This is a genomic window from Skermania piniformis (assembly GCF_019285775.1).
Classification (GTDB): Bacteria; Actinomycetota; Actinomycetes; order Mycobacteriales; family Mycobacteriaceae; genus Skermania; species Skermania pinensis.
This window is the reverse complement of the sequence record NZ_CP079105.1, coordinates 957,007-981,642: the sequence shown is the minus strand read 5'-3', so window position 1 is coordinate 981,642 and position 24,636 is coordinate 957,007. Positions and strand designations below refer to the sequence as shown.

The 24,636-nt window shown below is 68.0% G+C and carries 23 protein-coding genes; 7 read left to right on the top strand and 16 right to left on the bottom strand.

Going from position 1 to position 24,636, the window contains the following annotated elements:
* The first annotated feature begins 36 nt into the window (after positions 1-36).
* From KV203_RS04425 to KV203_RS04415, 3 genes are all read left to right on the top strand, one after another.
* On the top strand, positions 37-636 hold the full coding sequence (locus tag KV203_RS04425; RefSeq protein WP_373279211.1) for an ABC transporter permease: 600 nt from the start codon (positions 37-39) through the stop codon (positions 634-636).
* Positions 633-1,349, top strand: a complete 717-nt coding sequence (locus KV203_RS04420; RefSeq protein ID WP_066468539.1) for an ABC transporter permease — start codon at positions 633-635, stop codon at positions 1,347-1,349. Before KV203_RS04425 ends, KV203_RS04420 begins: the two co-directional genes overlap by 4 nt.
* Before the next feature lie 83 nt (positions 1,350-1,432).
* Positions 1,433-2,443: an alpha/beta hydrolase gene (locus KV203_RS04415; RefSeq protein WP_083529903.1), complete on the top strand. Its 1,011-nt coding sequence runs from the start codon at positions 1,433-1,435 to the stop codon at positions 2,441-2,443.
* Between the two features lie 67 nt (positions 2,444-2,510).
* On the opposite strand, the gene KV203_RS04410 is transcribed toward KV203_RS04415, so the two are convergent.
* The 3 genes from KV203_RS04410 to KV203_RS04400 all read right to left on the bottom strand — a co-directional run bounded on the left by KV203_RS04410 (position 2,511) and on the right by KV203_RS04400 (position 6,358).
* On the bottom strand, positions 2,511-3,293 hold the full coding sequence (locus KV203_RS04410) for an SDR family NAD(P)-dependent oxidoreductase (RefSeq protein WP_066468544.1): 783 nt from the start codon (positions 3,291-3,293) through the stop codon (positions 2,511-2,513).
* A gap of 152 nt (positions 3,294-3,445) precedes the next feature.
* Positions 3,446-4,333: an SDR family NAD(P)-dependent oxidoreductase gene (locus KV203_RS04405; protein WP_083529904.1), complete on the bottom strand. Its 888-nt coding sequence runs from the start codon at positions 4,331-4,333 to the stop codon at positions 3,446-3,448.
* A 285-nt stretch (positions 4,334-4,618) separates the two neighbouring features.
* Positions 4,619-6,358: a GMC family oxidoreductase gene (locus tag KV203_RS04400; RefSeq protein ID WP_066468546.1), complete on the bottom strand. Its 1,740-nt coding sequence runs from the start codon at positions 6,356-6,358 to the stop codon at positions 4,619-4,621.
* Between the two features lie 101 nt (positions 6,359-6,459).
* On the opposite strand from KV203_RS04400, the gene KV203_RS04395 reads away from it, so the two are divergent.
* Positions 6,460-8,637: an MMPL family transporter gene (locus tag KV203_RS04395; RefSeq protein ID WP_066468548.1), complete on the top strand. Its 2,178-nt coding sequence runs from the start codon at positions 6,460-6,462 to the stop codon at positions 8,635-8,637.
* On the opposite strand, the gene KV203_RS04390 is transcribed toward KV203_RS04395, so the two are convergent.
* Together KV203_RS04390 and guaB are read right to left on the bottom strand one after the other, a co-directional pair.
* Positions 8,621-9,775: a GuaB3 family IMP dehydrogenase-related protein gene (locus tag KV203_RS04390; protein WP_066468550.1), complete on the bottom strand. Its 1,155-nt coding sequence runs from the start codon at positions 9,773-9,775 to the stop codon at positions 8,621-8,623. The genes KV203_RS04395 and KV203_RS04390 overlap by 17 nt on opposite strands.
* Before the next feature lie 118 nt (positions 9,776-9,893).
* Entirely contained in the window at positions 9,894-11,405 is a 1,512-nt protein-coding gene (gene guaB / locus KV203_RS04385; RefSeq protein ID WP_066468792.1) for an IMP dehydrogenase, read from the bottom strand.
* Positions 11,406-11,630: 225 nt separating this feature from the next.
* Here guaB and KV203_RS04380 point away from each other — a divergent pair, with 225 nt between their 5' ends.
* The gene (locus KV203_RS04380) at positions 11,631-12,035 is read left to right on the top strand and encodes a DUF5319 domain-containing protein (RefSeq protein WP_066468553.1); all 405 of its coding nucleotides are present in this window, start codon (positions 11,631-11,633) and stop codon (positions 12,033-12,035) included.
* A 90-nt stretch (positions 12,036-12,125) separates the two neighbouring features.
* Here KV203_RS04380 and KV203_RS04375 read toward each other — a convergent pair whose 3' ends face one another.
* The 3 genes from KV203_RS04375 to KV203_RS04365 form a co-directional block, all read right to left on the bottom strand.
* The gene (locus tag KV203_RS04375; protein WP_066468555.1) at positions 12,126-13,175 is read right to left on the bottom strand and encodes an anti-sigma-D factor RsdA; all 1,050 of its coding nucleotides are present in this window, start codon (positions 13,173-13,175) and stop codon (positions 12,126-12,128) included.
* Complete coding sequence (locus tag KV203_RS04370) at positions 13,156-13,746, bottom strand: sigma-70 family RNA polymerase sigma factor (RefSeq protein ID WP_066468557.1); 591 nt, start codon at positions 13,744-13,746, stop codon at positions 13,156-13,158. The genes KV203_RS04375 and KV203_RS04370 overlap by 20 nt, the downstream gene beginning before the upstream one ends.
* Positions 13,747-13,823: 77 nt before the next feature.
* Positions 13,824-14,675 (bottom strand): hypothetical protein, encoded by an 852-nt coding sequence (locus KV203_RS04365; RefSeq protein WP_246600556.1) that lies wholly within the window; start codon positions 14,673-14,675, stop codon positions 13,824-13,826.
* A gap of 515 nt (positions 14,676-15,190) precedes the next feature.
* On the opposite strand from KV203_RS04365, the gene KV203_RS04360 reads away from it, so the two are divergent.
* Complete coding sequence (locus KV203_RS04360; protein WP_066468559.1) at positions 15,191-15,484, top strand: WhiB family transcriptional regulator; 294 nt, start codon at positions 15,191-15,193, stop codon at positions 15,482-15,484.
* A gap of 103 nt (positions 15,485-15,587) precedes the next feature.
* Here the strand turns inward: KV203_RS04360 and groL are convergent, their stop codons facing one another.
* Both groL and groES read right to left on the bottom strand, forming a co-directional pair.
* Complete coding sequence (groL, locus tag KV203_RS04355) at positions 15,588-17,201, bottom strand: chaperonin GroEL (protein ID WP_066468561.1); 1,614 nt, start codon at positions 17,199-17,201, stop codon at positions 15,588-15,590.
* 90 nt (positions 17,202-17,291) lie between these two features.
* The gene (gene groES, locus KV203_RS04350; protein ID WP_066468562.1) at positions 17,292-17,591 is read right to left on the bottom strand and encodes a co-chaperone GroES; all 300 of its coding nucleotides are present in this window, start codon (positions 17,589-17,591) and stop codon (positions 17,292-17,294) included.
* 374 nt (positions 17,592-17,965) lie between these two features.
* On the opposite strand from groES, the gene KV203_RS04345 reads away from it, so the two are divergent.
* Positions 17,966-19,246 carry an Hsp70 family protein gene (locus tag KV203_RS04345; protein ID WP_066468563.1) on the top strand — a complete coding sequence of 427 codons (1,281 nt, stop codon included), beginning with the start codon at positions 17,966-17,968 and terminating at the stop codon, positions 19,244-19,246.
* 33 nt (positions 19,247-19,279) lie between these two features.
* Here the strand turns inward: KV203_RS04345 and tsaD are convergent, their stop codons facing one another.
* The 6 genes from tsaD to KV203_RS04315 are packed head-to-tail and all read right to left on the bottom strand — an operon-like array spanning position 19,280 to position 24,620.
* Positions 19,280-20,314 carry a tRNA (adenosine(37)-N6)-threonylcarbamoyltransferase complex transferase subunit TsaD gene (gene tsaD / locus KV203_RS04340; protein ID WP_066468565.1) on the bottom strand — a complete coding sequence of 345 codons (1,035 nt, stop codon included), beginning with the start codon at positions 20,312-20,314 and terminating at the stop codon, positions 19,280-19,282.
* Positions 20,311-20,817, bottom strand: a complete 507-nt coding sequence (gene rimI / locus KV203_RS04335) for a ribosomal protein S18-alanine N-acetyltransferase (RefSeq protein ID WP_066468567.1) — start codon at positions 20,815-20,817, stop codon at positions 20,311-20,313. The genes tsaD and rimI overlap by 4 nt, the downstream gene beginning before the upstream one ends.
* On the bottom strand, positions 20,814-21,476 hold the full coding sequence (tsaB, locus tag KV203_RS04330; RefSeq protein WP_066468794.1) for a tRNA (adenosine(37)-N6)-threonylcarbamoyltransferase complex dimerization subunit type 1 TsaB: 663 nt from the start codon (positions 21,474-21,476) through the stop codon (positions 20,814-20,816). The genes rimI and tsaB overlap by 4 nt, the downstream gene beginning before the upstream one ends.
* Positions 21,477-21,511: 35 nt before the next feature.
* Positions 21,512-22,024 (bottom strand): tRNA (adenosine(37)-N6)-threonylcarbamoyltransferase complex ATPase subunit type 1 TsaE, encoded by a 513-nt coding sequence (gene tsaE, locus KV203_RS04325; protein ID WP_083529905.1) that lies wholly within the window; start codon positions 22,022-22,024, stop codon positions 21,512-21,514.
* Complete coding sequence (gene alr / locus KV203_RS04320) at positions 22,021-23,178, bottom strand: alanine racemase (protein WP_246600554.1); 1,158 nt, start codon at positions 23,176-23,178, stop codon at positions 22,021-22,023. The genes tsaE and alr overlap by 4 nt, the downstream gene beginning before the upstream one ends.
* Positions 23,175-24,620, bottom strand: coding sequence for an NAD(P)H-hydrate dehydratase (locus tag KV203_RS04315; protein WP_066468571.1), 1,446 nt, complete (start codon positions 24,618-24,620; stop codon positions 23,175-23,177). Before KV203_RS04315 ends, alr begins: the two co-directional genes overlap by 4 nt.
* Positions 24,621-24,636 lie beyond the last annotated feature (16 nt).

The window sequence follows — 24,636 nt, the reverse complement described above, 5'->3', positions numbered from 1 at the left end:
CTAAACCATCCGGCCGAAGTCTGGCAACTCACCCGGATGCACCTCTACCTGGCCTTGCTGCCGCTGCTGGTCGGCCTGTTGCTGGCGGTACCGATCGGCATCGCGATCCGACGGCAACGTCGGCTGCGTCGAACGACGCTGGCCGTCGCGAGCATCGCGTACACGATCCCGTCGTTGGCGCTGCTGGTGATCTTGCCGCCGGTGCTCGGGATATCGGTGCTCGATCCCCTGGTGGTCGTCGTCGCCTTGACCGTCTACTCGACGGCACTACTGGTCCGCGCCGTACCGGAGGCACTGGACTCGGTACCGACGACCGTGACCGACGCCGCCACCGCAATGGGCTTCGGCACCATGCGCCGGGTGCTGTCGGTCGACCTACCGTTGGCGATCCCGGTGCTGATCACCAGCATCCGGGTCGTTGCGGTAACCAACATCTCGTTGGTGCCGATCGGATCGCTGATCGGGGTACACGGGCTCGGCCGGCTGTTCACCGACGGCTATCAACGCGACTACCTGGACGAGATCGTGGCGGGCATCATCGCCGTCGTCGCCCTGGCGTTGCTGTTCGACGTGCTGCTCTACGCAGCTGGTCGCGCGCTGACCCCGTGGACCCGGAAGGAGCTGGTCGGTCGATGAACCTGTTCGGGGCCGCGTGGACCTACTTCCGCGAACACTGGTGGTCCGGCGAGCCGTCGCTGCTGGAACTGACCGGCCAACACCTCTGGTACACGCTGCTGGCGGTGACCGGCGCGGCCGTCGTCGCGATCCCGATCGGGCTCGCGGTCGGGCACACCGGGCGCGGGCGGGCCGGGCTGATCGGCGCGGTCAACGCACTGCGCGCGTTGCCCACGCTCGGCCTCCTCACTTTTCTGGTGCTCTGGCTGGGCAGCATCGGTCTGACGCCGCCGATCGTCGCGCTGATCGTCGCCGGCATCCCGGCGCTGCTGGCCGGCACCTATGCCGGCATCGCAAACGTCGATCCGACGGTGGTGGACGCTGCGCGAGCGATGGGGATGACCGAACGCCAGGTATTGCTCCAGGCCGAACTCCCGAATGCCTTGCCGCTTATCCTCGGCGGGCTCCGAAGCACCACGCTGCAGGTGGTGTCGACCGCGACGATCGCCGCATATATCGATCTGGGCGGGCTCGGCCGGCCGATATTCAGCGGCATCGCGGTCCGCCAGTACGACCGGGTGCTCGCTGCCGCCATCCTCGTCGCGCTGCTGGCAGTGGTACTGGACGGTCTCCTTGCTCTGGTGGCCCGGCTCGCGCGGCCGCGGTCGGGTCGGCGAGCGGCGACAAAATCGACCGTATCGAACCGGTCCGAGCAATCGATACACACATGTTAGGGTCAGCCAGCCGATGAGGCGGGAGGCCGCAGGCCGGCCGGCCGCAAGACCACAAAAGGGGCGTCATCTTGCGAAGTTCGACCATGCGTCGACTCCTGGTCACCGCTGCACTCACGATAGGCATGGGAACCGCGGTAAGCGGTACCACCGCGGCAGCACCAGCCGAGAAGGCCACCACCGGTGGCGCAGCGCGCATCGTTTCGGTCGAACCGATCAACGACCGACAAGAGAAGATCACGGTCTACTCCGCAGCGATGGATCGGGAGATCCCGCTCCAGGTCGTGCTGCCGGCAGACCGGAGCAAACCGCAGCCGGTTCTCTATCTGCTGAACGGAGTCGGCGGTGGTGAAGACTCGGCGAACTGGTTCGGCCAGACCGACATCCTGGACTTCTTGAAAGACAAGAACGCGAACGTCGTCATGCCGATGGCCGGGCGCGCGTCCTACTACACCGATTGGCAACGTGACGACCCGGTCCTCGGCCGGAACAAGTGGTCGACCTTCCTCGGCAAGGAACTGCCCCCGCTGATCGACGCCGAGCTGGGGACGAACAAACGACAATCCATCGCGGCCATCTCCAGCTCGTCCACGTCGGTGTTCAACCTCGCGATCGAGCATCCCGGCCTGTACAAGGGAATCGCAGCGTTCAGCGGTTGTGTCCAGTCGTCCGACTCGGTCGGCCAGCACTTCGTGAAGATCACGGTCAACGACTGGGGCGGCGGTAACGTCGAGAACATGTGGGGCCCGCTCGGCGGCCCGGACTGGGTCGCCCACGACCCGCAGGTGAATGCCGAGAAGCTCCGCGGGACCGATATCTACGTCAGCTCGGGCACCGGAGTGCCCGCCGCCCCGAACGATACCGATGCCAACCCACGGTTCAGGGACGGCCGGGCAGCAATGTTCGACCAGCTGGTGGTCGGTGCGCCGATCGAGGTGGCGACCGGGGTGTGCACCGATCATCTCGCCAAGCGGCTCAACGAGCTGCAGATACCGGCGACGGTGAATATTCGCAAGACCGGTACTCATTCTTGGGGCTACTGGCAGGACGATTTCCATGATGCTTGGCCGCTCCTGGCCAAGTCGATGGGAATCTGAGCAGACGTCCCGATCCCGTCACAGCGAAAAGCCGATCCGGTCCGGATCGGCTTTTCGCTATCTGGTCTCAGACGCCGATTTTCCACGCCCGGCGGCGCGGCGAATGTCGGTTCAGCATGGTGAGAAACTTGATCCGACGGCCGGGAACGCTGACCACCCAGCCTTTCTCGATGTCGCCGAGGCTGGTCTTCACCACCTCGTCGATACCGATCAGCAGTTGTTTCGGGACTCGGTCGACCTCGATCCCGGCCCGCTCGATGAACGGTGTCTCCATGAAGCCCGGGCAGAGCGCTTGGACCCGGACCCCGGTGGACTGCAACTGATGAGCCAGGCCCTCGGACAACCGAATCACCCATGCCTTCTCGGCAGCGTACGTCCCGGCCGGACCGGTGTAGAGGCCGGAGATACTCGCGACATTGATGATCATTCCGTTGTCGGCGGCGAGCATCGGCGGCACGGCTGCCCGGGTGAACTCCAGTACCGCAGTGATATTGACCGCCATCTCGGCCCGGATGACCTCGATATCGGTCGTCCAGAAATGCTCGTAATTGCCGTAGCCCGCATTGTTCACCAGCGCGGTGACGCCCTGGGACAACCGGGCAACGACCCGAGCCCGGCTCGACTCCTGCTCCAGGTCGGCGACCAGCTGCTCGACCAGCGCCCCGTGGTTGCGCTCCAACTCACCGGCAACGTCGGCCAACCGCTCGGCATTGCGGCCGACCAACACCAGGTCGTAGCCCCGGCCGGCCAACTCCGTGGCAAATGCTTTACCCAATCCCGAGGTAGCGCCGGTGACCAGGGCAACCGGCCGGGCCGGGGCGACGTCGGTTTCCGAATCCGAACTGGACATCTCGACCACACTCTCCGTGTTTCGCAAGCGTTGGTGTCACAAACGTGGTGTTCGTAAAGCATCGTGCTGCACATACAACAAAGAGATATCCGCCGAGGGCGGATCGATACGCCTCGAGCGATCGACTCGAGGACGTCAGGCCGTCGGCCGGATCAGGGACTGTCGAACTTCCACACCCACCGGCGCGGACTGAACCGATTGAGCATCGCGACGAACTTGATTCGCCACCCCGGAACGCTTACCGCCCAGCCCTTCTCGATATCGGCGAGGCTGCCCTTGACCACGTCGTCGACGCTGATCACCAGCGGTTTCGGAAAATCCTCCGGCTTGTTACCGACCCGTTGGTGAAATGGGGTATCCATGAAACCCGGGCACAACGCCTGCACCCGAACCCCACTCGGCCCCACCTGGCCGGCCAGTCCCTCGGAAAATTTGATCACCCAAGCCTTTTCGGCACCGTAAGCGCCGGTGGCGCCGGTGATCAGGCCGGAAATACTGGCGACGTTGATGATCATGCCGTCCGCCGCAGCCAGCATCGACGGCAACGCTGCACGGGTAAACTGCAGCACAGCAGTAACATTCACTGCCAGCTCGGCTTCGATCGCCTCGGGGTCGAGTGTCCAGAAGTCGCCCGGGGTCGCGTATCCGGCGTTGTTGACCAACGCGGTGACCCCTTGCTCCAGCCGCGCCACCACCCGTGCCCGATCGTTCGACTGCTCGAGGTCGGCCACAAGTTCCTCGACCACCGCACCGTGATTGCGCCGCAACTCGTCGGCGAGCTCCGCGACGGCGGCAGCGTTGCGACCGACGAGCACCATGTCGTTACCCCGAGTGGCAAGTTCGACGGCAAATGCCCGGCCGAGGCCGGACGTGCAGCCGGTGACGGCCGCTACCGGGCGCCGACTTGCCGGCGGCACGTGCGTTGCTTCTTCCTGCGCCGAATGTTCCTCGTGCGCCGAATCCAGTTCGATGGGATTCGAGTCGACTACCGCCGGGCTCACCTGATCCGACCGCTGTACGGTATCGGAGAAATTGGACATGAGGACTGGGTGCACTCTCTATATACGGCGGCGTGCAGCCGACTTCCGAATAGCAGCCGAAACTGAACCGATCTATTTGGTTAGACGACAACGACTTTCAGGCTGGAATTGCTCGGGCCCATACCACTCCTTGCGGCGTGCGCAGTTGTATCCCCCGACACCAGCAAGCTGCTGGCTCCAAAAGTATCGGATGCAATAGCATAGATCAATACCTGCCCCTACCAGCCCGGATGTCGCGTGACGGCCGAGCCCGGCGAGGCGGACCACAGTTCGGTGCGCGAGAACTCAGCTGACGATGCGTTCCGGGTGTCCGAAACCGACGATCGGCAATACCAAGGCCCCCGGCGCATCGGCCGGCACGATCGGCAGCTGCGGCTGCACCGGGTCGATCCGCCGATACCCCGCACCTTGCTCCGGTCGCAGGTCCAGCTCACCCTTGTTCGGCCACAACGCAGCGGCCCGCTCGGCCTGAGCGGCAATGGTCAGCGAGGGATTCACTCCGAGATTCGCCGATACCGCGGCGCCGTCCACGACGCTCAACGTCGGATAGCCGTATACCCGGTGGTAGGGATCTATCACTCCCTGCTCGGCGTCCGCACCGATCACTGCGCCACCGAGATAATGCGCGGTGAGCGGGATATTCGCCAACTCACCCCAGGTGCCGCCGGCCACTCCGTCGATCTTGGCGGCGATCCGCCGGGTGGCTTCGTTACCGACCGGTATCCAGCTCGGGCTCGGCTCGCCGTGTCCGGGTTTGCTCGTGTACCGCCGGCGACCGAACAGACCTCGCTTGGTGAACGTCGTGATCGAGTTGTCCAGGTGCTGCATCACCAGCACGATCATCGACCGCTCACTCCACCGACGTGGCGTCATGTACCGCAGCTGCAAGGGGTGGCGCAGCACCAGCAGCACGAACTTCAACCAGCGCGGGATTCGGCCGCCCCCGTCGGTGAGCAGGGTTTGCAGCAGCCCCATGAAATTGGAGCCCTTGCCGTACCGCACCGATTCGATGTGGGTGTCCGACGTGGGATGGATCGACGAGGTGATCGCGACTCCGCGGGTCAGATCCAGGTTCGGGTCGACCCGCTTCTTCGCTGCACCCATCACCGACTCCGAATTGGTCCGGGTCTGCATCCCCAACCGGTCGGACAGCTCCGGCAGAACTCCCTGGTCCCGCATCGCGAACAGCAGCTTCTGCGTGCCCCAGGTACCGGCAGCCAACACCACATGCTTTGCGGTGAACGTACGCGGGTTCCGCCGAATCATGCCGTCGGTCCGCCGCGTATCGACCTCCCAGCTGCCGTCCGGAACCGGCCGCAGCGCGGTCACCCGGGTCATCGGGAAAATCTGCGCGCCGCCGCGTTCGGCCAGGTAGAGATAGTTCTTCAGGAGCGTGTTCTTCGCGCCGTGCCGGCACCCGGTCATGCACTCGCCGCATTCGATGCACCCGGTACGGTCCGGACCCACCCCGCCGAAGAACGGATCCGCGACCGTCTTGCCCGGCTCGCCGAAGAACACCCCGACCGGGGTTGCCACGAATGTGTCCTCGACCCCCATATCGGCTGCAACCGATTTCAGCACCTGATCGGCCGGCGTCAGGTGCGGATTCTGCACCACACCCAGCATCTTGCGCGCCTGCTCGTAATACGGGCTCAACTCGTCGAACCAGTCGGTGATCTCCGACCATTGCCGATCATGGAAGAACGGCATCGGGGGTTTGTACAGGGTATTCGCATAGTTCAGCGAGCCACCCCCGACCCCGGCGCCGGCGACGACCAGCACGCTGTTCAACGGATGGATCCGCTGGATACCGAAACAGCGGAGGCCCGGCGCCCAGAGGTAGTCCCGAAGGTGCCAGCTGTTCTTCGCGAAGTCGCGGTCGGCGAACCGTCGACCGACTTCCAGCACGCCGACCGAGTAGCCTTTCTCCACCAGCCGCAGCGCAGTCACGCTGCCACCGAAACCCGAACCGACAACCAACACGTCGAAATCTGTCGCCGGCTCGACAACCGCCGCGTTACTCATGCTGTCAGCATATCGACCGGTAGCCGCCGCAGTTGAGGCTTCCGGGAAGACACGACGGGGTCACGGCACGCGACGACGATCTCGGCGGTACGGTGCCGTCCATGTTTCGGACACTCGGGCGCTTCGTCTCGCGTCGCCCCTGGTACGTCATCGCTGCCTGGCTTGTGCTCACCGGGATCGTGCTCGCTACCGCGCCGACGTTGCAGACGACCACCGACGAGTCCGAGTTTCTGCCCGCACACTACGAGTCCGTGCAAGCCGGGAAGCTGCAGTCGCAGGACTTCCCCGCGGACAGCACCCCGGGCGCGATCATCGTCTTCGATCGGGCCGACGGCAGCCCACTGACCTCGGCCGACCGCTCCGCCGTGACCCGGATCGCCGACCGACTCGGCCCGCAGCTGGCCGCCCGCACGTTCCAACCGCAGGTCGCGACCACCTCCGCCGACGGCAAGCCGAACATATCGGCGGACGGCATGGTGCAGCTCGGCATCATCGGGCTGACCCACGGCTCGACCGGCTACACCCCGGACGCGATCGAGGACGCCGAGGCGCTACGCGACGATCTCGCCGCACTGGCGTCGGACACCGACCTGCGAGCCCGCACGACCGGGCCGGTGCCCCAAGCGCTGGACAGCCAGGAGTCCACCGACAGCGCGCTGACCGTCGTGGGGATCGCCACCGTCGGACTGATCGTGCTGCTGCTCGCCCTGATCTTCCGCAGCGTGATCATCTGCCTCATGCCGATCTTGGTTGTCGGCTTGGTGTCCGCGGTTGCCACCGGCCTGATCGGGTTCGCCAACGAGCTCTTCGATCTGAAGGCGGACTCGTCGATCCAGGTGATCCTGATCGTCGTGCTGTACGGCATCGGCACCGACTACATCCTGTTCTTCTTGTTCCGGTACCGGGAACGGCTGCGCCACGGGAGCGAGACCCGCCCGGCCGTCGGTTACGGGTTGGCGCGAGCCGGCGAAGCGATCGCCTCGGCCGGCGGAGTCGTCATCGTGGCGTTTCTTGCGCTGTTGCTGAGCTCGCTGAGCGTCTTCCGGGCGATCGGGCCGGCGCTGGCGATCGCCGTCGCGGTGACCATGCTGGCCGTGCTCACGCTGGTGCCGGCGATCGTCACCGTGCTCGGCCCGGCGCTGTTCTGGCCGTCCCGCAACTGGCGCACCGAGCCGACCGGAGCTCGGTTCGCCCGACTGGGCACCGCGCTCGGCCGCCGCCCTGCTCTTTTCGCGACCGGGTCCGGCCTGGTGCTGGCCGGTCTCGCGGTGTTCGCCTTCGGCTTCAATCCCTCGTTCGATTTCAACTCCAGCCTGCCCAGCGGGGCCGAATCCACCGAAGCGCTGCAAACGTTCCGGCAACACTTCGCTGCCGGCGCCGCCGAGCCGGTTCCGGTCATCCTGAAGGCCGACGAAGACGGGAAGATCGACCCCGCCGCGCTGACCGCGATGAACGAGGCGCTGCGCGGTGCCGACGGTGTCGCCCAGGTCTTCCCGCCACGAATGTCACCGGACGGTACCGCCGCGGCGTTCTCGGTGGTGCTGACCGCCGACCCGGTCTCGACCGAGGCGATGGACGATGTCGCGGGCCCGATCCGAACCGCGGCGCATGCTGCCGCGCCGGCGGGCACCTCGGCATACGTGGGCGGTACTCCGTCGGTGTTCGTCGACATGCAGCGGGCGATGACCCGGGACTACGCCGTGGTGTTCCCGCTGGCCGGGCTGGTGATCCTGGTGATCCTGGCCTTGGTACTGCGGGCACTGGTCGCTCCGCTGTACCTGATGGCTGCCGTCGGCCTCGGCTTCGGCGCGACGTTGGGCGCGACGGTGATCGTGTTCCAGCACGTTCGCGACGAGTCCGGGCTGATCTTCACGCTTCCGATCTACATCTACCTGTTCGTGACGGCCCTGGGCACGGACTACAACATCCTGATGATCACCCGGCTGCGGGAGGAAGCACGGGCGGGGCGCGAACCGCGGCCCGCGGCAGCCGAGGCAGTCCGGCATGCCGGCCCGACCATCGCGGCGGCGGGCGTCATCCTGGCCGGCACGTTCGCCTCGCTGATGCTGGGCGGGAACTCGCTGCTGGTATCGATGGGCTTTGCCTTGTCGTTCGGCATCGTGATAGCTGCATTCGTGATGTCGATGTTCTTCACCCCGGCGCTGACGGCGTTGCTCGGGCACTGGGCGTGGTGGCCCGGGCACGGGGATACGGCACAGCCGAACGACCCGGCGGAGATGAGCGACGGCACCGAGCCGAGCGTCAGCCCCGCACGCTGAGACCGACCTTCTGGAACTCCTTGAGATCGGAATAGCCGGACTTGGCCATCGACCGGCGCAAGCCACCGACCAGGTTCAGCGCGCCACTCGCATCCTGCGACGGACCGTGCAATACCTGAGCCAGCGTCGGGCGCCCGACCGGACCCACCGACTGCGGTACCCCGCGCGGTAGCGACGGGTGCGCAGCCGCAGCGGGCCAGTACCAGCCACGGCCCGGCGACTCGGCCGCGACCGCCAGCGGAGCACCGAGCATCGCCGCGTCCGCGCCACAGGCGATGGCCTTGGCCAGCTCGCCCGAGCAACCGATGCCCCCGTCGGCGATGACGTGCACGTAGCGGCCGCCGGTTTCGTCGAGGTAGTCGCGCCGGGCCGCAGCGGCATCGGCGATCGCGGTGGCCATCGGCACCCCGATACCGAGCACCTCGCCGGTCGTGGTCACCGCGCCGGCGGAACCGTAGCCGACGATCACGCCGGCCGCACCGGTCCGCATCAAGTGCAGCGCGGTTCGGTGATCGCTCACCCCGCCCGCGACGACCGGCACGTCGAGCTCGGCGATGAAGGTCTTCAGGTTCAGCGGCTCGGTGCCCGTTCCCTCCGGACTCTTCGCTCCGACATGCTCGGCCGAGATGATCGTGCCCTGGACAACCAGCAGATCGATACCCGCAGCCACCAACGCCGGGGTCAACGCACGAGCGTTCTGCGGGCTGACCCGGACCGCCGTGGTCACTCCGGCCGCGTGGATGGTGGCCACCGCTGCCGTCAGTAGCTCCGGCTGCACCGGCGCACGATGCAACTCCTGGAGCGCGGCGATCGGTATCTCCGGGTGCTCCGCGGTCTCGGCCAGGTCGACGAGCCGAGCCAACTTCTCCTCGACATCGGCGTGCCGGGCCCACAGCCCCTCACCGTTGAGCACTCCCAGCCCACCGAGGCGACCCAGCTCGATCGCAAAATCGGGCGATACCAGCGCGTCGGTCGGATGGGCCAGGATCGGCACGTCGAACCGGTATGCATCCAGCTGCCAGCCGAGCGACACATGCTTGGACGACCGCGTGCGCCGCGACGGCACGATGTCGATGTCGTCCAGGCGATAGGTCCGGCGAGCAGTGCGGCCCAAGCCGATCTCGACCATATCGCGCACCCCGTTTTCTCCCTCCCCGCGCCGGACCGACCCCGCGCGAAATCGGCGTACGCGTGACCGCGCCGCTCAGCGGGCAGTGTAGGGGGTGCCGCTGCGCGAGCTCTTCAGGACGTGCCGCTCAGCGAACCGCGTAATTGGGCGCCTCGACCGTCATCGTGATGTCATGCGGGTGCGATTCCTTCAATCCCGCGGCGGTGATCTGGACGAACTGCGCCCGCTGCAGGTCGGCTATCGATGTCGAGCCGGTGTACCCCATCGCTGCCCGCAGCCCGCCGGTCAACTGGTGAATCACCTGGCGGAGCGGCCCGCGGAACGGCACCCGACCCTCGATACCCTCGGGGACCAACTGATCCTCGGCCAGTACATCGTCCTGGAAATAACGGTCCTTGCTGTAGGACTGCGCCGGTCCGCCCTCACCACGACCCCGCATCGCACCGAGCGAACCCATTCCGCGGTAGCTCTTGAACTGCTTGCCGCCGACCAGAATCAGCTCGCCGGGCGACTCGGCCGTCCCGGCCAGCAGCGAACCGAGCATCGCGGTGGATGCACCCGCGGCGAGCGCTTTGGCGATGTCCCCGGAGAACTGCAGCCCACCGTCGGCGATCACCGGGACACCGGCCGCGCGGCACACCGCCACCGCTTCCAGAATGGCGGTGATCTGCGGCGCGCCGACTCCGGCGACCACCCGGGTGGTGCAGATCGAGCCCGGCCCGACACCTACCTTCACCGCGTCGGCACCCGCCTCGATCAGCGCGGCCGCCCCGGCCCGGGTCGCCACGTTGCCGCCGACCACCTGTACTCGTTCGCCGACTTCGGCGCGCAACTTGCTGACCATCTCCAGCACCTGCACCTGATGTCCGTGCGCGGTGTCCACGATCAGCACGTCGACGCCGGCATCGACCAACGCCATCGCCCGGGTCCGGGCGTCCTGGCCCACCCCGACCGCGGCGCCGACCAGCAGCCGGCCGTCGCGGTCCTTGGTCGCCTCCGGGTGCTGCTCGGTCTTGACGAAGTCCTTGACAGTGATCAGGCCGCGGAGGTGACCCTGACCGTCCACGATCGGCAGCTTCTCCACCTTGTGCCGGCGCAGCACCCCGAGGGCCGCTTCCGCCGTCACCCCCTCGCGAGCGGTGATCAGCGGAGCTTTGGTCATCACGTCGGCGACCTTGCGACTCTGGTCGACCTCGAACCGCATATCCCGGTTGGTCACGATGCCGACCAGTGCACCGACCTCGTCCACCACGGGTAGTCCGGAGATCCGGAAACGAGCGCACATCGCGTCCACATCGGCGAGTGTGTCGGTGGGCCGGCACGTGACCGGGTCGGTGACCATGCCCGCCTCGGACCGCTTCACCATCTCCACCTGGGCCGCCTGATCGGACACCGCGAGGTTGCGATGCAATACCCCCATGCCGCCCGCGCGGGCCATCGCGATCGCCATCCGCGCCTCGGTGACGGTGTCCATCGCCGAGCTCACCAACGGCACCCGGAGCCGGATGGTCCGAGTCAGCTGACTCGACGTGTCCACTTCGCTCGGGATCAGATCCGAGGCGGCCGGGAGCAAGAGCACGTCGTCGAAAGTCAGGCCGAGCATGGCGATCTTGTTCGGATCGTCACCCCCGGTGCGCACCCGGGCCAGGTTCTGAGCCTGCAGGGCGGCGGGACTACTCATTCGGGATCGGGCCTTCCTGGAGAAACGTCGGGGGCGAGCAACCGGTAGGTGCCACGCCATCTGGGGGAAGTGCCGGGTCGAGCTGCGCTTCCCCGACCCGCGCACCATGGTATCCGGGCGCGACTTGCGCCGACCCGACCGGCCAGCTAGCGCAAACCGGCCGCTTCTGCGTACCGTTGACCTGTGCGAGACCATTTCCCTCCGGGGCTGCCACCGGACCCGTTCGCCGGTGACCCCACCGACCCGACGGCCGAGCTGGACGCGCTCGAGCCTGGGCAACCGCTCGATCCGCAGGAACGTCTGGCGGTCGAGGAAGATCTCGCCGATCTGGCGGTATACGAGGCATTGCTCGGGCACCGCGGTGTGCGCGGCCTGGTCGTGAGCTGCGAAGACTGCGACTCCGACCACTACCACGACTGGGACATGCTGCGCGCCAACCTGCTGCAGCTGCTGGTGGACGGCACGGTTCGACCCCACGAACCGGCTTACGATCCGATGCCCGAGGCATATGTCACCTGGGACTACTGTCGCGGCTACGCCGACGCCTCGATGAACGAAGCGCTGCACGGCGACGGCTTCGACAACTGACCCGGCGCCGCACTCGGTTCTGCATTATCGAAATAGGCCCGTCCGACGCGGACGGGCCTATTTCGATGCCATATCGATTGCGCGAATCGATCAGTTCAACGGCGCCGGTAGTTCCGGGATTTCCACCGTCGGCACGGAGGGAACCGACGGAACGGTCAGATTCGACGGAATCGACCCCGGCACGGTTGCCGCCGGAAGCGACGGCATGGTGGGCACACTCACGCTGGGCACTTCCACCGTCGGTGGATCGATCTGCGGTACTTCGACTTTCGGCGCCGTACCACCCCCGAATTGCGGAAGCGACGGGATGGTCGGCAATGTGGCTTCGGGCGGCAACTGCACTCCGGGCAATCCCGGGACCGTGGGAAAGCTCGGCGTATCGGTCATCGTCGGCACCAGAACCGCCGTGGACGGCAGCTGGGGAATGGTCAACGCCGGGTCGACCGTGGTCGGAACAACCACCGCAGGCGCCGCCGGCGTCGTCGGCGACTGCGACAACGTGTTGACCTTGTTCATCAGCTCGTTCCAACGATCGAGCAGCTGATCACGATTTCTGGTGTCGCCCACGTCGCCGACACGCTGACTGGCCCGGTCCAGATACATCTTCGCTTCCGGCGCATTGCCGGTGGACAACAGCTCTTCGGCGTGATTCAGGTCCGATCGGGTATCGACCTGGGCCACCGTCGAATCGGCCTGATCGGCGAATACGACTTCCTTGACTTTCCAGAGCGGGTCACCCGGCTCTGCGTTGTAGGAGATCGCGGTCATCCCACCCATCGCCAGCGCAACCAGCGCGGCCGCACCGGCGATCGGTCGAACCAGCCAGAGCCGACTGCCGATGCTGCGCCGACTGCGCACCGCCGCCAGCTCCTGCTCGACCAGGTCGGCTACCGTGTCCAAATCCGGACCGGCGGGCAACGGTGTTGTTACGATATCTGCACGCCATGCGGTGAGCAGCACCGCGAGACGATATTCATCGTCATCGTCGGTGGCCACCGGACCATCCCCCGCGATCGCATCGATCAGCGCATCGTCTCGCCGCACTGCGGCGATATCGACTGGAACGCCGTCGTCGAAATGATCGGCGTAGGGCTCGTCGCGACGCCAGTCGCTGCCGACTTCACGCCAATCCCTCGCCATACATTTCACCCGCCTTCGCCACTTGAGTCTTCAACTTCGCAATCGCCCGATGTTGGGCGACGCGGACTGCTCCTGCCGTACTGCCGACCGCGGCTGCTGTCTCCTCGGCCGACAAACCCACCACAAGCCGCAAAACCAGAATCTCGCGATGCTTGTCCGAAAGCGTGCTCAGCAAGCTGCTCACCTGCCGACTCGCTTCCGAGTCCAGGGCCCGTTGCTCCGGCCCGTGGTCTGTGGATATGACATCTGGTACTTCGGCTGTCGGGTCGGACTTGTTACGCGACACGTTGCGATGCGCATCGGCAACTTTGTGCGAGGCGATTCCGTAGACGAACGCCATGAACGGACGGCCCTGATCTTCGTACCGCGGAAGCGCCGTCATCACCGCCAAGCAAACTTCCTGCGCGACGTCGTCGGCAGAGAGTTGGCCGCGTTCACCGGCCCCGAACTTGCCGCGGCAGTATCGGACGACGAGCGGCCGGATGATCTCCAAAACGCGACTGAGCGCCAACCGGTCGCCCTGGGCGGCAGCAGCCACCGCTGCGTCCAACTCCTCGTTCGAGTGAGTCATTGTCAGCGCAAGTTCCTACCGTAGACAGTGCCGCGCCGCCCCGGGACGCGCGCTATTCGTTCTGATGTCGATCGGCCTCAACAATAGCCAGCAGGTCCGCGCGGCCAGTCGAGAACATCGACGTCGTCCGAGTGTTCGCGCCGAAAATAGGCGCCACGCTCGGCGATGTCGGCGGCGATCCGATCCGCGAGCGCCGCCGAGTCGGGGTCGCCCAACCCCGCACACAGCATTGCCGCCGCCCACTGCAGGGGCAGCAGACGATGCTGTCGACAGTCCGCCACGACCGTCCTGGCCAACTCCGCGGCCGGCACCACCGAGCCGGTCGCCGCCATTGCTGCAGCGATCAGCAACGTGGACTTGACCCGGTGTCGGACCGACCGGCCGGTGGTGGCCGCCGCGAGCGCCGCGCGTGCCGCATCGAGCGCTTCGACCGGTCGGTCACGGGCCAGTGCGAGTTCGGCACGGACCCAGGAGAGCCGGGTCGCCGAGCGCCAGCCCGAGGAGTCAGCAACCATTCGGCTACCCGCATCGAGCAGCCGCGCCGACAGCGCAAGCCGGCCGGTGCCGAGGGCGTCTGCCGCGAGGCCGACGAGCGCGTCGGCACCCGCTGACGCCGACCCGGCGCGGGCCGCTTCGACGAGCGCCTGCCCGTCCAGCGTCCGTGCCGCCGCATGCCAACCCAGCTGTCGGTGCAACGACCCGGCGGTACTGGAGATCAACGAGCGCAACTCCGACCCGGGGTGCGAACGCTGCGCCTCCTGCAGCTCGGCATGTGCGCGCCGGTAATACCCCTGCCCGCCCAGGGCCACCGCGCGGTGCCAGCGGTCGACCGCGCCGACCGGGGGTGGCAACGGCCACCGACCCGGCGTCGCGCCGAACGCCGCATCGACCAGTGCCGAAGAGCATGCACACGGACCGTCGAATCCCACCCGACGACCCTACGACTCCAGCACTCGCCGAACCGATGGGCCCGCCGACCGCTCGTTTCGAAAAAGTTAAATTCGCGAAGCCGAACGTCGACGACCGCCCGACGGTTCGAGCGGAACAATTCACCGGATAATTACCTCAGGGTGATCCGAAAGAAACGACCGGCCGTGCACCCGTCCGCCGGAACAAGCTCTCGACGCGACCTGGAATACCGGTCCACCTGCATAAACAGCACCAATTCGGACATCTCCGGCCGGCCGGCCCCGATCGTCGGATTCGCCGCCGAATACGGCCGCAGCACACGACGGAGCCCGGCCCGAAATGTTTCGTCACCGCATTTTCGGCAGGACCCGACTATTGACGCGAATTCCGCCGCCGCCCTAACGTAACTCACCGCCGCCGACCGCGCGCACCGAACGTGTCGCGGGCCCGGCGGTCGGGAGCAGCACCGGTGCCCACCCGATCAACGGATCATCTGCTCGACAGCGCCGACGAGCTTGCCAGTCAAGGAGTTGTCATGCCTACGCCGATTCGACTTCCCGGCCCCAACGCCGACGTGTGGGACTGGCAGATGCGCGGTTCGTGTCGCGGCGTCGATTCGTCGGTCTTCTTCCATCCGGACGGCGAACGCGGTCGGGCCCGTACCCAGCGTGAGGTGCGGGCGAAACAGATCTGCCGGGAATGCCCGGTCATGGCCCAGTGTCGCGCACACGCGCTCCGCGTGGCGGAGCCGTACGGCATCTGGGGCGGTATGTCCGAGAATGAGCGGGAGCTACACACCCGCGGGCTACGCCGCCGACTCGCCGGCTGACCCGAGCCTCGATACCGACGTACCCCTGCCCCGACACGTCGGGACAGGGGTACGTGGCGAATTCGGACCGGCGATCGGACCGACTCCGTGGCTTCGGACCGACTCAGTGGCTGTGGCCGTGGTGGCCCGCGTCGTCCTCGTCGGGCTCCGGCTTGTCCACCACCGCGCTTTCGGTGGTCAGCACCATCCGGGCCACCGAGGTGGCGTTGAGCACCGCGGAGCGGGTCACCTTGACCGGGTCGACCACCCCGGCGGCGAGCAGGTCGCCGTACTCCAGCGTCGCCGCATTGAAGCCCAGCTTCGGATTTTCGGTGACCCGCGCGGTCACGACCGAACCGTCGGCACCGGCGTTGGCGGCGATCCAGTAGAGCGGCGCGGCCAAGCCACGCCGGACCACCTCGACCCCCAACGCCTCGTCGCCGGACAGCGAGTCGCGCAGCGTTCCGAGTTGGGCTGCAGCCGCGATCAGCGCAGCTCCGCCGCCGGGAACGATGCCCTCTTCCACCGCGGCCTTGGCCGCCGCGACCGCGTCTTCGACGCGGTACTTACGCTCCTTGAGCGCCGTCTCGGTCGCGGCGCCCACCTTGATCACGGCGACCCCACCGGACAGCTTGGCCAACCGCTCGGCCAGCTTTTCCCGATCCCAATCGGAGTCGGTGTGCTCGATCTCGCCCCGCAGTTGCGATACCCGGTCGGCGATCGCCTCGGCGCTGCCACCCCCGTCCACGATCGTCGTGTCGTCCTTGGTGACCACCACCCGACGCGCCGTACCGAGCAGGTCCAGGCCGGCATCGCGCAACGTGAGCCCGAGATCGGCATTGATCACGGTTCCGCCGGTGACGATCGCCAGATCGTCGAGGAACGCCTTGCGCCGATCGCCGAAGAACGGCGCCTTCACCGCAACCGCCTTGACCGTCTTGCGGATCGCATTGACGACCAGCACCGACAACGCCTCGCCCTCGACGTCCTCGGCGACGATCAGCACCGGCTTGCCGGACTCGGCGATCTTCTCCAGCAGCGGCAGGAAGTCCGGCAGCGAGCTGATCTTCTCGCGATAGAGCAGCACGTAGGCGTCGTCGAGCACCGCCTGCTGCGCGTCGAGGTCGGTGACGAAGTACAGCGACAGGAAACCCTTGTCGAACTGAACGCCCTCGGTGACCTCGAGCTCGGTGTTCAGGGTGGACGACTCCTCCACCGTGACCACCCCGTCGTTCCCGACCGTGGTCAACGCCCGACCGACCATCTCGCCGATCTCGTCGTCCCGTGAGGACACCGTGGCCACCTGAGCGATCTCGGTTTCCCCGGAGACCGGGGTAGCCATCGCGAGCAGTTCCTCCGATACCCGGTCGGCGGCCTTGGACATCCCCGAGCCGAGCGCGATCGGATTCGCGCCGGCGGCGATGTTGCGCAACCCCGCCTTGACCATCGCCTGCGCGAGCACCGTCGCGGTGGTGGTGCCATCGCCGGCGACGTCGTTGGTCTTGGTGGCGACGCTCTTCACCAGCTGCGCGCCCAGATTTTCGAACGGATCCTCCAGGTCGATCTCGCGCGCGATCGTCACCCCGTCGTTGGTCACGGTCGGCCCACCGAACGCCTTGGCGAGCACCACGTGCCGACCCCGCGGGCCGAGGGTCACCCGAACCGCATCGGCGAGCTTGTCGACCCCACGCTCGAGCGCGCGACGAGCGTTCTCGTCGTACTCGATCTGCTTGGCCATACTTTTCCTACTCCTGTCGGTCTGCAACGCAACCCGCCCCGGGTCCAGCGGACACCGGGGCGGGACGCGTCGATTTCACGAATCGATCGGTTACTTGGTCACCACGGCGAGGACGTCGCGGGCCGACAGGATCAGGTACTCCTCACCGGCGTACTTGATCTCGGTGCCGCCGTACTTGCTGTAGATGACCGTGTCGCCGGCCTTGACGTCGACCGGGATGCGGTCGCCGGAATCGGAAACCCGCCCCTCGCCGACGGCGATGACGGTGCCTTCCTGCGGCTTCTCCTTGGCCGTGTCCGGGATGACCAGGCCGGAGGCCGTCGTCGTCTCGGCCTCGTTGGCCTGGACGAGGATCTTGTCCTCGAGCGGCTTGATGTTCACGCTCGCCACGTTGAGCCCTCCACTGGGATCTGGTGCCAGGAGACCGATTCCCCTGGCTGATAGGTATTTCTTCTCTGGCGTTGGCGACCTGCGCCGAGCCCCGTCGTCGCGGGTGCCGGGACCAGCTCAGCGTCATCTAGCACTCTATACCCGAGAGTGCCAGCACTCAAGGACGGGCCTACATACTCGGCGGATCGACGCCGATCCGACGGCGGCCACCCGTCACATTCCCAGCATTCGAGAATCTGGGTCCGGTCTTACCGCTCAGCGGAAAACCCCGTAACGTTAAGGTAACGGAGTATGCGACCATAGAACTAGAATGTCTTCGTGGCCGATCACTGACGTCCGAATCGGGGGCGACGTCGAGGACGGAGGTGGGAGAAATGCGTACGTCGCTGGGCGTCTCGGCGGGAACCGAGGTCGTTTGCGCCGCACTCCTCACCACCACGAGCGGGGGCGACCGAGCGAGCGAGTACCGGGTACTGGTAGCTGACGAAACTACCACCGACCTCGGCGCATTGATCGCATCCTCGATCAATATGATGACCACGTTGTCGCGGCCGCCGGTCGAACCGACCGGCATCGCAATCGCCTACCGAACCAAGGAGCAGACCGACGGCATCCGCTCGGCGATGAGCACTCAGCGTCGCGAGGTCCGGCTGGTGCCGGAGTCCGCTGCGGTGAACACCTACTTGCAGCAGAGTGGTCATATCTCCCGGTACCGCACGATCGCCGTCGCCGACCTGGGCGCCAGCGGACTGACGGTGACCGTACTCGATCCCTCGGACGGCGCCGTGTTGGGGTGTCAGCGGACCGAACTGGTCAGTGGCGGCGCCATCGATCAGCTGCTGCTCCGAGAGCTGCAGCACCACCACGCCGCCGCCGACCCGTCCATCCGCGAGCCCCGAGGCAATCTGGTCGATCGTGCTCGCAATGCGAAGGAACACCTGTCGACCCATAACGCGGTCACCCTCGACCACGTGGCCGGACGCCCTCTGCAGATGACCCGGGGCGACTTCGAGTGGCTGATCGCCGATCAGATCCGTCAGGCCGCCGGGTTCACCCGAGCGGTATGCGACCGGACATCGCGCCAACCGGAGCTGATCGTGCTGATCGGCGGCGGCGCCAACATCCCGGCGTTGCGTTCGGGGTTGTCGAATCAGCTCGGCGTCCGAACCGTGGTGATCGACGAGCCGGAAGCGGTGATCGCGAAGGGTGCGGCATTGATTGCGGACGCGCCGCCGTCGCCGACCTATCCCATCGTGAGTCTCGCGCCGGAGGCGCCGAAAACCTTCCCCAAGGTGGCCGGAATGGTGGCCGGGGCACTCTTGGCCGCCGCTCTGATCGTCGGTTACGGCGTCCAGGCATTGCGCGCGCCGAGCAACTCGGTGTCGCCGGCCGGGACGAACAACGAGCAGAGCTTCGAGGTGCCGACATCGACCGGCGTGCCGCCGGCGACCCTGTCCGAGACGAGCAGCCCCGGCCCGACCACGCCCAGCCCGCGGTCACAGCTGCCCGGGCCGAGCCCGGGCGGGGAACCGGTGCTCCCCACCGCACCGACCGCCGGCTCCAGTAGCGAGCCGCCCACGTTGCGCCCGGGGCCCGGACTCTCCGATCTACCGTGGCCCGGACTACTGCCGCCCACCCCACCAACCGGCGGCTGACCCGCCGATACGCCGGCCCGCGACGACACCGGGTCAATCAAGCTGACCGATCCGAACCGACAAGGCCGGGTCCGCGGCAACGGTCAGCGGGGACGGTATTGCACCCCCGGCGATCAGATGTGCGGCATAGCTGGCGATCATCACCCCGTTGTCGGTGCACAGTCGGGGCTTCGGCACCCGCAGCGTGATCCCCGCGGCCGCACAGCGCTGCTCGGCCAACGCCCGGATTCGGGAGTTGGCGGTGGCGCCGCCCCCGAGCACCAGCGTGTCCATCCCGGAGTCGGCGACCGCCCGCATCGCCTTGCGGGTGAGCACGTCGGCCACCGCCTCTTGAAAGGACGCGGCGACGTCGGCCACCGAAATGGGGTCACCGGCGGCCCGCCGTGCCTCGACGTAGCGCGCCACCGCAGTCTTGAGCCCGGAGAACGAAAAGTCGTAGGGGGCGTCGCGCGGTCCGGTCATGCCTCGCGGAAAAGCAATCGCGGCCGGGTCGCCGTCGCGCGCCGCCCGGTCGATCTCCGGTCCGCCCGGATATCCCATGCCGAGCAGTCGAGCCACCTTGTCGAACGCTTCCCCGGCGGCGTCGTCCACGGTGCTGCCCAACTCGGCGATCGGTTCGGCCAGGTCGTCGACCCGAAGCAGATGCGTGTGTCCGCCGGAGACCAGCAGCGCCACGGCCGGAGGCATCGGACCGTGCTCGAGCGTGTCCACCGCCACGTGCCCGCCCAGGTGGTTGACCGCGTACAGCGGCAGGTCCCAGGCCGCCGCGTACGCCTTGGCCGCAGCGACACCGACCAGCAGCGCACCGGCAAGGCCGGGACCGACGGTGACCGCAACCGCATCCGGTCGGTCGATCCCGGCAGCGGACAGCGCCCGGCGCACGGTCGGTCGGATCGCTTCCAGGTGCGCCCGGGAGGCGATCTCCGGAACCACCCCACCGAACCGGGCGTGCTCGGCGACGCTGGAAGCCACCTCGTCGGCGAGCTGCTCGCACGTGCGGTCGTCCCGCCACCGCACGACGCCCACCCCGGTCTCGTCGCAGGAGCTTTCGATGCCGAGCACGATCATGAAACCGACCGCTCATCCAGCGGGACCGGCTCGACCGGCCGACACATCGTGTACGCGTCGGCGCCGCTCGGCTGGTAGTACCGTTTCCGAACGCCCAGCACGTCGAACCGGTATCGGCGATACAGCGCGATCGCCGGCTCGTTGTCGGTGCGCACCTCGAGAAACACCGGGCCGCCGTGCCGGTCGGCTTCGGCCAACAGCGTGTCGAACAGCCGCGTGCCGATCCCGGCGCGCCGGCGCCGGGGGTCGACCGCAATGGTGCGTATTTCCGACTCGCGTGCGTCGGCCGAGCCGAGCAACGCGATCCCGGCGTAGCCGACCAGACCGGCGTCCGGCGCCCGCGCGGCGAAATAGCGGGTATCCCGACCGGCCAGCTCGCCGGCGAACGCGGCATCGGTCCACGGCGAGTCGCCGGCGAAGAGCAAGCGTTCCAGAACGACGCAATCCGGGATGTCGTCGGAGGTCAACGGGTCGATTCGCACGCCGGCCGCCGGGACGATCATCGGACCGCCGCTTTCGGCTCCGCAGCATCCGGACGACGCAGATAGAGCGGAACCAAGGGATCCGGCGCCGTCCCGGCGAGCACTGCCGACGCGGCGCACGCCACCAGCCCTACCGGTGTCGGTGCCGCGACATCGACGACCGGCAAGCCGAACAGGCTCGCATGCACCGGCGAACCCGCCACCGCAACGGCAGCCCCGAGCACCACCTCGGCCGGCCGGCAAACCGCAGGACCTGCAATCCGGGTACCGGATCGATAACGCGCCCAGTACACCTCACGGCGGCGCGCATCGGTGACCACCAACAACTCGCCGGCACCGAGCAGCGAGCGCTCGGCGACCACCGACGCGATGCCGTCCAGGCTGCACACACCGTAGACCGGGATCGCTCGGGCGTCCGCGTAGGCGAGCGCGGTCGCCAAACCCACCCGCAGCCCCGTGAACGGGCCCGGGCCGACCCCGGCGACCACGGCGGTCAGCTCGGCCGCGGTCACTCCCGCCTCCCGCAGGCACTCGACGATCTGCGGTGTGAGCAGCTCGGCATGCGCGCGCGGGTCGTGGTGAACCCGCACCGCACGCGGCCGAATCCGGTCGGGCCCGGTCAGCTCGACCAGGCCTGCGGTGACCGCCGGAGTGGCAGTGTCCAATGCGAGAACCAGCATGATCGGGCCTACGATACCGAGCGGTCCCGACATCGCTAGCGCGCAACCCATTCCCAAGCGGCGGTACGCACGTCGGAGTCCGGTTCCCGGCGTAGTCGCACCAGCAGATACCGATCCGCCAACCGTTCGGCCACCCCGACCCCCCACTCGACGACGACGACTGCGTCGGTCAGCTCGGTGTCGAGGTCGAGCGCATCCAACTCGTCCAGGACGCCGGTGCCGGAAGCCGGATCGAGTCGATAGGCGTCGACGTGCACCAGTCCGATCCCACCCGGCCGCGCCCGGTGCGTCCGGGCGATGACGAAGGTCGGCGAACTGACCCGCCCGGTGACACCGAGTCCGGCGGCGATGCCGCGCGTCAGGGCCGTCTTGCCGGCGCCGAGCGGGCCGTCCAGGATCACCAGGTCACCGGCGCGCAGGCCGGCTGCCAGAGTGCGTCCGAACGCTTCGGTATCGGCCGTGGTCGGCAACCGCAACACGGCGCCGCGCTCTTCGGTGCCGTGCTCCTCGGGGTGGCCCGGCTTCTCGGGGTGGTCCGGCTCGTTCATCCGGCCTGATCGTCGCGGTGCCGACGAACCGCGCGCCCGCGCACCCCGGTGACCACCTCGTAGTGGATCGTCGAGAGCAGGTCGGCCCAGTCCTGCGCGCGCGGCTCACCGGCCGCACCGCTGCCGAACAACACCGCGGTGTCGCCGACCGCGACCTCGTCGTGCTCCGGACCGAGATCCACCACCAGCTGGTCCATACAGATACGACCGACGTTCGGCCGCCGGACCCCGCCGAGCAGTACCTGCAGTCGGCCACCGAGCGCCCGCGGCACCCCGTCCGCGTAGCCGATCGGGAGCAGCGCGACCACCGTGTCCCGCGGCGCGATCCATTCGTGGCCGTACGACACCCCTTCCCCGGCCGCCACCCGTTTCACCAGCGCAACTCGGGTCTGCAACGACATCGCCGGGCGCAGCCCGAAATCGCCCAGCTCGGGAACCGGGTTCAGCCCGTACACCGCGATACCCGGCCGGACCAGGTCGAAGGCGAGATCGGGGCGGGTCAGCGTGGCGGCCGAGTTCGCCAGATGGACCAGTTCCGGCGCCAGGCCGCGCTGCTTCGCGGCATCCACCGCGGCCGTGAACCGGTCGCGCTGCCGGTCGATCACCGGGCTGTGTGGCTGGTCGGCGTGGGCGAGATGGGAGAAGATCGCGCGCAACCGCACCGTTCCGGCGCGCGTGGCCGCGACGAGTTCGTCGAGCAACGCCGGGTATTCGAGTGGCGAGGCTCCGTTGCGGTTCAGGCCGGTGTCCACCTTGATCGACACTGTGGCCGGGCGGCCCACCCCCGCGGCGGCCGCCGCGACCGCCCGCAGGTGCTGCACCGACGGTACACCGATCTCGATATCAGCTGCGATCGCCGCCGGGTAGTCGGCGTCCGGGGTATTCAGCCAGCACAACACCGGTGCGGTGATGCCTGCGGCGCGTAACTCGATCGCCTCGGCGACCGTCGTCACCCCCAGCTCTCGGGCACCGGCGGCGAGCGCCGCCCGCGATACCTCGACCGCGCCGTGGTTGTACCCGTCGGCCTTGACCACCACCATCACCGCCGCGTCACCGGCATGTGCGCGAAGCACCCCGACGTTGTGCGATACCGCGTCGAGATCGATGACGGCCTCGACCTGGGGTGCCGGGCCGGACGGCTGCGGGTCGGTCACGCCTGCCGATATTGCCACAGCACGCGCAGGGCGGCGGGAACCTGCGCCAGCAGCGCGGACGCACCGATCGGCGCCCACCCGGGTCCGTCGCCGCGCGCAGCCAGCGCCGCCGCCAGTGCGTGCGCGCGCGCACCCATGGCCGCCGCACGCGGCGGCTCGATCCCGGCCGCGAGCAACGCGCCGACCAGCCCGGACAGCACGTCGCCGGAACCGGCGGTGGCGGCCCACGAGCTGCCCGCTTCGTTCACCAGGACCGGGCTTTCGCCCGGGGCCGCGATCACCGTTGCCCGACCCTTCAGCAATACGGTGGCACCGAGATCGTCCGCGGCGCGGCGAACCGCACTCACCCGGTCGGCGCCGGGTTCGGTCCCGGTCAGCCGGACGAACTCGCCGGCGTGCGGGGTCAGCAGGGTCGGCGCCGTTCGGCCGCGCAGCAGATCCGGGTCGGCGGCCAGCACGGTAAGCCCATCCGCATCGACGAGCACCGGCACGTCGGTGTCCAGCAGCTCGGCCAGCCGGTCGTGCGCGGCGGCGTCGGTGCCTGCACCCGGCCCGACCACCCAAGCCTGCGCCCGACCGGCGTCGCTCAACCGCTCGACGGCAACCACTTCCGGCCGGTGCGATAGCACCGGCCCGACCGCCGGTCCGACATAGCGGACCAGGCCGGAGGTCGCCGCGACCGCTGCCCCGGTGCAGAGCACCGCGGCACCGGGAAATCGACTGCTGCCGGCGACGATACCGGTCACGCCCTGGCTGTACTTGTCGTCGGTAGGGCCGGGCAGCGGCCACGCGGCACCGACCTCGGCGGGGGTCGGCGACGCCAGGACCGGCGCCGGCGCCGTTTCCAAGTCCAGCCCGATCGGGACCAGCTCCACCCGGCCACACACCGGCGCAGCCAGCACATGCACCGGCTTGTATGCGCCGAAGGTCACCGTCACCGCTGCCTGCACGTGTGGTCCGGTCACCGCGCCGGTGTCCGGATCGACCCCGCTGGGCAGGTCGGCAGCAACGACCGGAGCAGTCAGTTCGGCGACCAACGCGGCCGCGGCCGGGCGCAGCGGCCCCCGCCCGGAGATACCCACGATGCCATCGACCACCAGGTCGTACCGGCCTGGTTCGGCGGCTACTCGACCGCCGGCGCGCCGCAGCGCCGCAAGCCCGGCCCGGTGCACCTTGCCGGGCGTCAGCAACACCGCGGTAACTGCTACCCCGCGGCGCCGTAGGGCAGCCCCGGCGAAGAGCGCATCCCCGCCGTTGTCCCCGGAACCGACCAACAATGTCACCGCCCGACCGGAAACCCCACCGGTACGGACCGCCAGTTCGCCGGCGACGACCCGGGCCAGTCCGTGCGCTGCCCGGCGCATCGGATCACCGTCGGGCACCCGCCGGAACAGCTCGGCCTCAGCCGCCCGGACCTGGTCGGCAGAGTAGTAGCCACGCATGTCCGGTGAGACTACG